8 protein-coding genes are annotated in these 9,204 nt (G+C 62.2%); 4 read left to right on the plus strand and 4 right to left on the minus strand.

The genetic code is table 11. The annotated features are described in order from the left end of the window. Nucleotides 1-171: 171 nt before the first annotated feature. Complete coding sequence (locus VEK15_02805; protein ID HXV59598.1) at nt 172-681, minus strand: DUF4136 domain-containing protein; 510 nt, start codon at nt 679-681, stop codon at nt 172-174. 264 nt (nt 682-945) lie between these two features. Between VEK15_02805 and VEK15_02810 the strand changes: the two genes are divergently transcribed. From VEK15_02810 to VEK15_02820, 3 genes are all read left to right on the plus strand, one after another. Beyond that, the gene (locus VEK15_02810; protein ID HXV59599.1) at nt 946-1,983 is read left to right on the plus strand and encodes a proline iminopeptidase-family hydrolase; all 1,038 of its coding nucleotides are present in this window, start codon (nt 946-948) and stop codon (nt 1,981-1,983) included. Nucleotides 1,984-2,257: 274 nt separating this feature from the next. Continuing rightward, nucleotides 2,258-3,643 (plus strand): PLP-dependent aminotransferase family protein, encoded by a 1,386-nt coding sequence (locus VEK15_02815; GenBank protein ID HXV59600.1) that lies wholly within the window; start codon nt 2,258-2,260, stop codon nt 3,641-3,643. A gap of 60 nt (nt 3,644-3,703) precedes the next feature. Beyond that, nucleotides 3,704-5,251, plus strand: coding sequence for a 4-coumarate--CoA ligase family protein (locus VEK15_02820; GenBank protein HXV59601.1), 1,548 nt, complete (start codon nt 3,704-3,706; stop codon nt 5,249-5,251). Here VEK15_02820 and VEK15_02825 read toward each other — a convergent pair. Continuing rightward, nucleotides 5,240-6,211 (minus strand): acetamidase/formamidase family protein, encoded by a 972-nt coding sequence (locus VEK15_02825; GenBank protein ID HXV59602.1) that lies wholly within the window; start codon nt 6,209-6,211, stop codon nt 5,240-5,242. The genes VEK15_02820 and VEK15_02825 overlap by 12 nt on opposite strands. A 2-nt stretch (nt 6,212-6,213) precedes the next feature. Beyond that, nucleotides 6,214-6,978 carry a prolyl oligopeptidase family serine peptidase gene (locus tag VEK15_02830; protein HXV59603.1) on the minus strand — a complete coding sequence of 255 codons (765 nt, stop codon included), beginning with the start codon at nt 6,976-6,978 and terminating at the stop codon, nt 6,214-6,216. A 57-nt stretch (nt 6,979-7,035) separates the two neighbouring features. On the opposite strand from VEK15_02830, the gene VEK15_02835 reads away from it, so the two are divergent. Next, nucleotides 7,036-8,112, plus strand: a complete 1,077-nt coding sequence (locus VEK15_02835) for a prephenate dehydrogenase/arogenate dehydrogenase family protein (protein HXV59604.1) — start codon at nt 7,036-7,038, stop codon at nt 8,110-8,112. 19 nt (nt 8,113-8,131) lie between these two features. On the opposite strand, the gene VEK15_02840 is transcribed toward VEK15_02835, so the two are convergent. Further along, nucleotides 8,132-9,204, minus strand: a 1,073-nt coding sequence (locus VEK15_02840; GenBank protein ID HXV59605.1) for a protein kinase family protein, incomplete at its 5' end; no start/stop codon positions are given.

A 9,204-nucleotide genomic window follows, 5' to 3' on the forward strand; every position in this document is an offset into this window, starting at 1 on the left:
GGCTTCTCGGCCGGAGCGCCGGACATCTATCTTGCGGTAATGCACAGCGGGGTGACGCTCACGCCGATCGTCGGCCGGCTCGCAGCCATCGAGATACTCGACGGCGTGGACGTATCTCTGCTGACATCGTACCGTCTCGCCCGGTTCGACAAGAAGGCTTAGGAGGGAGATCTACTTTTTCGTCGCTTTTGGATCCGGGTACTTCGAGAACACGTCCGCTACCGCGGATTGGATCTGTTTTTCGGAGCGATCGGGCGTGCCCAGCGGGTACGTACCTTTCGCTTGCCACACCATGAAGCTCGACTCGGCTTCCTTGAGCTCGATCGTCAAACTGACCTGCTCCTCCCGGCTCACGTCGATCTGAACCTTCATGTCGGTAGGGTCCCAGACCGAAGGCTGTTGTGTCGAGCGCGTCTGGACCGAGCTATGGGTATCCACCGTGTACTGGATCAAGAGGTCGGGGTTGCGGACATCGATGCGAAAGCCCCGCTCCATCATCTGCTTTTGGATCGCGTTGACGAATCGCACGTGGTTCGCCATGTTGGCAACCGGCTTCTGTTCCTTGCTCCAGGTAAACGTACTGTACTGGGAGATATCGACTTTACGGTCGAAGTCGAATTCGATCTTCTGAGCTCCGGCCGCAGTGGCGGCAAGGACGAGGACCGGTAGTGCGAGTCGCATTCGATTTCCCAGTCTCCATACAATGCCACGCGGTTGTCAAACGCGGGTGGTTCGCTTTGCCGTTTGAGAGCCGAAAGGGCAGAATGAGCTCGCCGTTCGGCTTGTGCCCCCTGGCAGGCTGATGAAAAAGTACAGTCCAGCCTGCCGAGCGGTGGCCAAGACTTCTGCCGCGAGATCGGCGCGAAGCGCCGCAAAGGCCGAGCCGTGGCGGCTCGATCGATTGCGGGTCCCGCCACGGCATTAAGTACAAGAAGAGAGGAGACTATGATGATGAAGATACCCCTCGCTCTGGTTGCCCTGACGCTCCTGCAAGCTTGTACGAACGGCTCGCCACCGGAACCAGCGATCACGTCGAGCTATTTGGACTACACCGGCCGCGACGACGTTTTGAGCGGTGGTGTGAAACGGATTCCCGTCGAGACGCCCAAGGGCACTTTTCACGTCTGGACCAAGCGCGTCGGCAACAATCCCACGACCAAGGTGCTGCTCCTCCACGGCGGCCCGGGGGCGACGCACGAGTACTTCGAGGCCTTCGACAGCTACTTTCCCGCCGCCGGCATCGAGTACTACTACTACGACCAGCTCGGCTCGGCCTACAGCGACCAGCCCGACGAGCCCGAGCTGTGGGAGGTTCCGCGTTTCGTCGAAGAGGTCGAACAGGTCCGCATCGCGCTCGGGCTCGATCGAAGCAACTTCTACCTCCTGGGCCATTCCTGGGGCGGAATTTTGGCCATGGAATACGCATTGAAATACCAGCAACATCTCAAAGGGCTCGTCATCTCGAATATGATGGCCAGTATTCCCGCTTACAACGAGTACGCCCGTACCGTGCTGATGCCCGCCATGGACCAGTCGGCTCTGGCAGAGATCAAACGGCTCGAGGCCGCCGGGGAGTACGACAATCCCAGCTACATGGAGCTACTGATCGCCAATCATTACGTCGATCATGTTCTGCGCATGCCGGCCGAACAATGGCCGGACCCGGTGAACCGCGCGTTCGAGAATATCAACCACAATATCTACGTTCCCATGCAAGGGCCGAGCGAGCTCGGAGCGAGCGGAAAGCTCCTCAACTGGGATCGGACGCAGGATCTCGGCAAGATCGGGGTCCCGACTCTCGTAGTAGGCGCCCGCCACGACACGATGGATCCATCCCATATGGAGATGATGGCTGGTGAGCTTCCAAAAGGACGCTACCTCCTTTGCCCGCGTGGCAGCCACATGGCGATGTACGACGATCAGCTCGTCTACTTCGAGGGTCTCGTTCAGTTCATCCGCGATGTGGATGCGGGTCGCTTCTAGCTTTTCCCCAAATCGCCTCGCCGCCGCAGAGGGGGTGTGTAGGGGTCAGCCCTGGAGGTAGCCTGGGCTGGGTCGTGCCCGCCGAGGCATCGGTCGACGTCTCTCGGCTCTTGGTCCTGGCTTCACTCGGCAACTCCTCGGGCGCTCTCCACGTGGTTCGGTGTGCGTTTTTCCTCCGGTCTGGGATTGTATTGCTGCTATTGTCGTACATGTTATGCGGCTCATACCAACTATTGTCTTTGACGACAATGAGGGCAAGTGTTAGGGTGTACCAATGGCGACATGGAAGCCGACGTTGCCAAGGGGAGAGAGTCCCCTCTATCTCGCGATTGCCAATTCGATCGCCGAGGATATCTCCAAGGGCAGACTCGCCGAGGGAGAGCGGCTGCCTCCGCAGCGTGATTTAGCCGACGAGCTCAAGGTCGCTCTGACCACGGTGACCCGCGCGTACTCCGAGGCGGAGCGCCGGGGTCTGGTGAGTGGCGAGGTGGGGCGCGGCACCTTTGTGCTCCGCAAAGAGACGTTCGGGCTGAGACACCACCACGACGTCGAGCCGTCGGCGACCGACCTGACGGCAAACAGCCTCCTGCCTTATCCCTTCGCCAAAGAGCTCGCCGCGAGCATGGCCGAGGTCATGCTGGAGCGCGATCCATGGGATCTCCTCGCCTATCAATCGTCCTACGGCTCTCGCCGTCATCGTGAAGCAGGGGCGCGATACCTGGAATGGTTTGGAGCTTCCTCGACCCCGGAGAACGTGCTGGTGACGGCGGGGGCGCAGCACGCAATGACGGTCGTGTTCTCGACCATCACGAACCCGGGTGACACCGTTCTGACCGCGGAGCTCACCTATGCGGGGATGAAGTCCCTGGCCAACTTCCTCCATATTCGACTGCGGGGCCTGATCATGGACGACGAAGGCATCCGCCCCGATGCCCTCGAGGCGGCCTGCGCGACGACGAACGCGAAAGCGCTCTACTGCATGCCCTCGTTACAGAACCCGACCGCGGCGGTCATGTCGGAGAAGCGAAGGCGCGAGATCGTGGCCATCGCCGAGAGCTATGAGATGACCGTGGTGGAGGACGACAGCTACGGGTTCTTGGTCCCGGGCTCTCGGCCGCTCGTAAGCTTCGCGATCGATCCCTCACGATTTTACTACCTCACCGGCACTTCCAAGAGCCTCGCTCCCGGCCTGCGAGTCGGCTTTCTGAGGGCGCCGTCACCGATGATGGATCGTCTCGCGGCCGCCATATCGAGCACGATCCTGATGGCGACTCAGTCGATGGCGGACGTCGTCGTTCGCTGGGTCGATGACGGCACCGCGGAGCGGGTCATGCAATGGAAGCGTGCCGAGATCGGCGAGCGACAGCGAGTGGCGAAGCAGATCCTCGGTCGCTTCGATTACCGAGCGCATTCTTCCAGTCCGCATGGGTGGCTGACCATTCCCGAGCCTTGGTGCGTGCGCGACTTCGTGGAACAGGCACGCATGCGCGGCGTCGTGCTCTCGCCCGCCGAGGACTTCATCGCCGCTCGTTCGACCAGCGCCCACGCGGTACGCATTTGCCTCGGGCCGGTGGAAGATCGGCGCCGACTCCAGGCCGCTCTCGTTACCGTGTCGGACATCCTCGATACACCGCCGGCACCGTGCCAGGCTCGCGTTTGAAACGCTTGTTCGGCTGATTCCACCTGGACTAAGGTTGCTCCTTCGGAAGAAGGAGCGCGCATGATTTTCAGGAGTCCTCACGGGAACGTGGCCATTCCCGATTCACCATTGACGGATTTCGTGTTCGCCCGAGCGCGCAGTCTCGGAGCGAAGCCGGCTCTTATCGATGGGCCGAGCGGCCGCGCGATTTCTTTCGCCGAGATCGAGGAGGCGATTCAGCGCGTGGCGAAGGGGCTTTCTTCCCGTGGCTTCGAGAAAGGGGACGTTTTCGCGATCTACGCGCCCAACGTCCCCGAGTACGCGGTCGCGTTCCACGGCGTCGCGAGGCTGGGAGGAGTGACGACCACGGTAAACCCCCTCTATACCCCCGAGGAGCTGCGACGCCAGCTCGATGATGCCGGAGCGACGCGCCTGCTCACCGTTCCCCCCTTCCTCGACAAGGCGAGCGAAGCCTGCCGCGGTTCTCGCGTCGAGGAGATCTTCGTATTTGGCGGCTCGGACAGCGCGACCCCATTCTCAGCGCTCCTCGAGAACGACGGCGACCCGCCGGAGGTCGATATCGATACCGCAGAGGATCTGGTGGCCCTGCCCTATTCGAGCGGTACGACCGGTCTTCAAAAGGGGGTAATGCTGACTCATCGCAACCTCGTGGCGAACCTCGTCCAGACCAGCGCCGCCTTCGAAGGCGGCTTGACCGAGAGAGACGTCTGCATCGGCATCCTGCCCTTCTTTCATATCTACGGCATGCTCGTCATCATGAATCTCGCGCTTTGGAAAGGCGCATCGATCGTGACCATGCCTCGATTCGACCTTCAGGGTTTTCTCGAGCTCATGCAGCGATACCGCGTCACCGCGGCCCACCTGGTGCCTCCCATCGTGCTCGGTCTGTCGAAACATCCGATGGTCGACCAGTACGATTTGACGTCGCTGCGGTGGATCATGTCGGGAGCCGCCCCTCTCGGTGAGAACGTCGCCGGTGCCTGCGCCAGGAGGCTCGGCTGCTTCGTCCTTCAGGGCTACGGCCTCACCGAGACGAGTCCCGTATCGCACTGCAACCCAATCGACGAGGACAGGATCAAGCCCGGCTCGGTGGGGCCGCCGGTGCCGGGAACCGAGTGCCGGATCGTTTCGCCCGAGTCGGGGCTCGATGTGGGGCCGGGAGAGAACGGCGAGATCTGGATCCGTGGCCCTCAGGTCATGAAGGGCTACCTCAACAACGTCCAGGCGACTCGAGCAGCGATCGACGACGAAGGCTGGTTTCGTTCGGGAGACGTCGGCCATGCCGACGAGGACGGCTATTTCTTCATCGTCGACCGCTTGAAGGAGCTCATCAAATACAAAGGGTTCCAGGTAGCCCCGGCCGAGCTCGAGGCGATTCTTCTCTCCCATCCGGCGGTGGCCGATGCGGCCGTCGTTCCCAAGCCCGACGAAGAGGCGGGCGAGATACCGAAGGCCTTTGTCGTCCTGAGAGAGGAAATTCCGAAGCAGGCCATCCTGGATTTCGTCGCCGAGCGGGTGGCGCCTTACAAGAAGATCCGCGAGATCGAGGTCATCGATGCGATCCCAAAATCGCCGTCGGGCAAGATCCTGAGACGGCTACTGCGGTAAATAACGTTTGGGAAACTTGGCGACGACAGTGTACGCGGGGTCCACGATATTGGCGACGGTCGTCTGGGCGAGCTGGCCCAGCAGAGCGTAAGCGTCGAGTCGGTCGAATCCGTAGTCGGCCTGGAGCCATTCGATGAGCTCCACGTGGGCGAGGCGGAAGGCGTCGATCAGTGGTCGGGCACTGCCCGCCACCATGATGAACTCCTCGTCTTCGAGGCGCGGCCAGTCGATGGCTTCCCCTTTGATGAGGTCGATGCGCAGCTCCACGTCCATGGATGTCTCCAGGCCGGTTCCGCCGACCTCTCCTTCCCCCTGCCGCGCGTGGCCGTCGCCGAAGTACAAGTAGGCGCCGTCATGGAAGATGGGAAGGTAAACGGTCGTGCCTTCACGGACTTCGGGCGCATCCATGTTTCCACCGAAATCCCCGGGCCACAATCCGCCAAACGCCTCCTCGCCCCGCGGGGCAACGCCTACCCGGCCGAGCATCGGTTGCAGATCGATCTCGATCTCTCTCATCTTGCTTCCAGGAAGCTCGGTCTTCCCCGTCATCTTTTCCCGATCGATCGTCCAAACGTAGCGCCTCTCGCCAATCGGGTCCGCGAGGAACCGGACCCGGCTTTCACCCGCTAGCCCCCCGAAGCTCGAGGACACTTGCGAGGCAGCGAGGTCGTGGTTGGGTCGCACTTTCAGCACCTCGACGACCAGGGTGTCGTCCGTCGTCGCCCCTTCGATATAGAACGGGCCGACTTCGCCCGGAAAAGCGCCACCTTCCCTGGTGTAGTAAGCCCCCATCATCGTCCTGGAGACGAGAATCGTGTTCGGCTTTATCCGAAGCACTGGCTCGCGAACGGCGAACGTCGGGTATCCGACCTCGGGCTCGAACTGCACACGCTCTTGCCCGATGGCGTTCGCCCCCAGGACGACGACGATTACGAGACTCGGTACGATCTGTGAGCGCACGTTCATTCTCCTCTTCGATGTGAGAGCAACCAGGGGACGAGCTCCTCTTCCCAGTAGGCCCGGTCCCAGGAGTCATGGCCGACACCGGCATACTCCGTGTAGCGGACCGACTTGCCCGCCGCCTCGAGCGCTGCGGCGAGCTTGCGCGACTCGTTGACCGGTACCCGGCGATCCGCGTCGCCGTGAAAGACCCAGACCGGGGCGCTCACCCGGCGGGCGGTCTCGGTGTAAGGGTCGTCCGGAGCAATCGATGCCGGATGCCAATCGGGCGGAGCGATGCGCCGGTTGGGCAAAACCCCGCCGCACACGGGAGCGAGCGCGGCGAAGCGGTCCGGGTATTTGTATCCGAACGCCCAGACGCCATAACCTCCCAGCGAAAGGCCTGTCAGATAGACGCGCTCGGGGTCACCGTTGAATTCCTTGACCGACCGCTCGAGTGCCTCGAACGTTTGAGCTTCCATGGCCGGATCGCCCCACCACATCCGATCGCGGCACTGCGGCATCACCACGACGGCGGGAAAATCGCCGAGCTCGCGAATTCGTGCAGGAAGGCCGATTTTCAACTGACCGGTCCCGTCCGAGCCGCGCTCGCCCGCGCCATGCAGAAACAAAACGACCGGCCACTGCTTGTCCGCGGTCCACTCCGTGGGGACGAAGACGGTGTAGCTGTAGCTCTCGCCGTCCATCTCGATGGCGCGATCGACGAAGCCTGCCGAGCTGTCGATGGGGAGGAAGAGCAGGGCGACGAGACCGAACCAGGATTTCATGCCGCGCATTCTACACAGGATTGAACCAACGCGCTCCTCGTTAGAGAATCGTTTGCCATGGATGCCGAACTCGACGCGCTGCGAACAGACCTTGCCAGAGTCGATCGCAAGATCCTCGACCTCGTCGCCGAGCGAGAAAAGCTGGCATCGAAGATCGGAAGCGTCAAACGAGCGGCGGCTCTGCCCACCCGCGATTTCTCCCAGGAGCGCGACGTGGTCGAGCGCGCTCGCGAGAGGGCCTTGGAGCTCGGACTATCCCCTCGTTTGGCCGAGGAGCTGATGCTCCTCCTCATTCGCTCGTCCCTGACGGTTCAGGAGCGTGAGTCGATCAAGACGGTAGCCGGGGGAACGGGCAAGAGAGCGCTGGTGATCGGAGGGGCGGGCAAGATGGGCCGCTGGTTCGAGAGCTTCCTGCGATCGCAGGGGTTTTTGGTTGACATTGCGGATCCCGCCTCCAAGCCGTATCGGAGCTGGAAGGAGATGGAGCTTCCTCACGACGTGATTGTGATCGCCGCACCGCTCGTCGTGGCGAACCAGATTCTTCTCGAGATGTCGCGACGCCCGCCCGGAGGTCTCGTCTTCGATATCGGTTCGCTCAAGAGCCCCGTGCGAGACGGTTTGCGGGCGATGGCGGCCGCGGGTGCGAAGGTGACCTCGGTACACCCAATGTTCGGGCCGGATACGGAGCTGCTGTCGGGACGGCACGTGATCTTCGTCGATGTGGGAGTGCGGGAGGCCACCGACGCCGCCAGGGAGCTCTTTCGCTCCACCCTCGCGGTTCGTGTCGAGATGGATCTCGAGAGCCACGATCGGCTCATCGCATACGTGCTCGGTCTCTCCCACGCGCTCAACATCGCCTTTTTCACCGCGTTGGCGGAGAGCGGAGAGCGGGCGCCGGAGTTGGCGAAGCTTTCGAGCACCACATTCGACGAGCAGCTTCTGGTCTCGAAGAAAGTGGCTGGCGAGAGCCCTCGACTCTACTTCGAGATCCAATCCCTGAACGAATATGGCACCGAGGCGCTGGCGGCGCTTCTCTATGCCGTGGAACGAATCCGATCCGTGGTGCGCGCGGGAGACGAGGCCGGGTTTGCCGCTCTGATGGAGCGGGGAAAGGCCTATCTGAGCGGGCGGTAACGCCAAGCCGTTCTCGTTTTTATGAGAGAGAGAAGTTCGGGTCGATGGCCTTGGCCTTCTCGAGCATCGTTGCCGAGCGCTCCACCATGCCGAGCTCTTTGTAAACCGAGGCGAGCTGCCCGAAGTAGTCCGCTTTGCTCGGGTCCAGCTCCGCCGCCCGGCGGAGGTGCCCCTCGGCTTCCTTGAGCCAGTTGCGGTTCTTCATGAGCCCGAGGCCGAGCAGATAGTAGAAAGACGCTTGCTCCTGGTCCAGCTCGATTGCCTGACGAGCGAGCTGGATCGCGTCCCAATAGTCGGTCGTCTCATAGGCTCGCTCGGCCCGCCGGAAGATCTCCCAGGCATGCCGGGTACGGTCGAAATCGCTTCGTACCCGCTTCGGTGGAACGGGAGGTTTGGTGCGTGAGCGTGAAAGGGTTGTCAGAGCGCGGGTAGCGACGGCGCATAGCTCCGAGAGCCGGTGTCGGGTCTCGAGGGAGAGGTCTTTGGGATGGGCTTCTGGATGAAAACGCTGAATCAGCTCGAGGTAGGATTGTTTCACCTGCGGTGGGGGAGTCGAGACGTCCACCCCTAGAAGCTCCGAGTAGCGTCGTCGTTTGCCGAGATCGAGGAGGCGTCCGAGCTCCTTCTCGAGCGCGGGGTCGAGCTTGGACCCGCTGGACGCGGAGGAGTCCGGGTCGTCCCAGGTGATCAGCCCTTTGTGGACGAGCTCTGCGATCGTCTCGGCGACCTCGTTCTCCGGCATGGGGCTGAGGGCGAGGATCTCGCTCGCCTTCGAGGTCCCGTCGACCCTCGAGAGAATGAAACCCTCGGTCGGGGAAAGGCTCATCTCTCGCAGTCTGGATGAGAGGGAGGAAGAAAACCGTAAAGGACGGCCGTCCTCTTTCAACCTCTTTAGCGTCTCGGCGCCCATGCGATACTGCGCTTCCGGCGGCATGATCGGGGCGCGTGGCTCGACTTTGTCTTTCGGCGTGGTCGTCCCCACTGGAAGAAGCAAGCCGGCGGGAAGGGCCCTCAACGCCTCGACGAGCTCGCGACCCGATGGCGTGCGTCGTGCGGGATCTTTGGCGAGCGCCCGGCGAAGCACGGCTTCGA

The organism is Vicinamibacteria bacterium, assembly GCA_035620555.1.
In the GTDB taxonomy this organism is placed as follows: domain Bacteria; phylum Acidobacteriota; class Vicinamibacteria; order Marinacidobacterales; family SMYC01; genus DASPGQ01.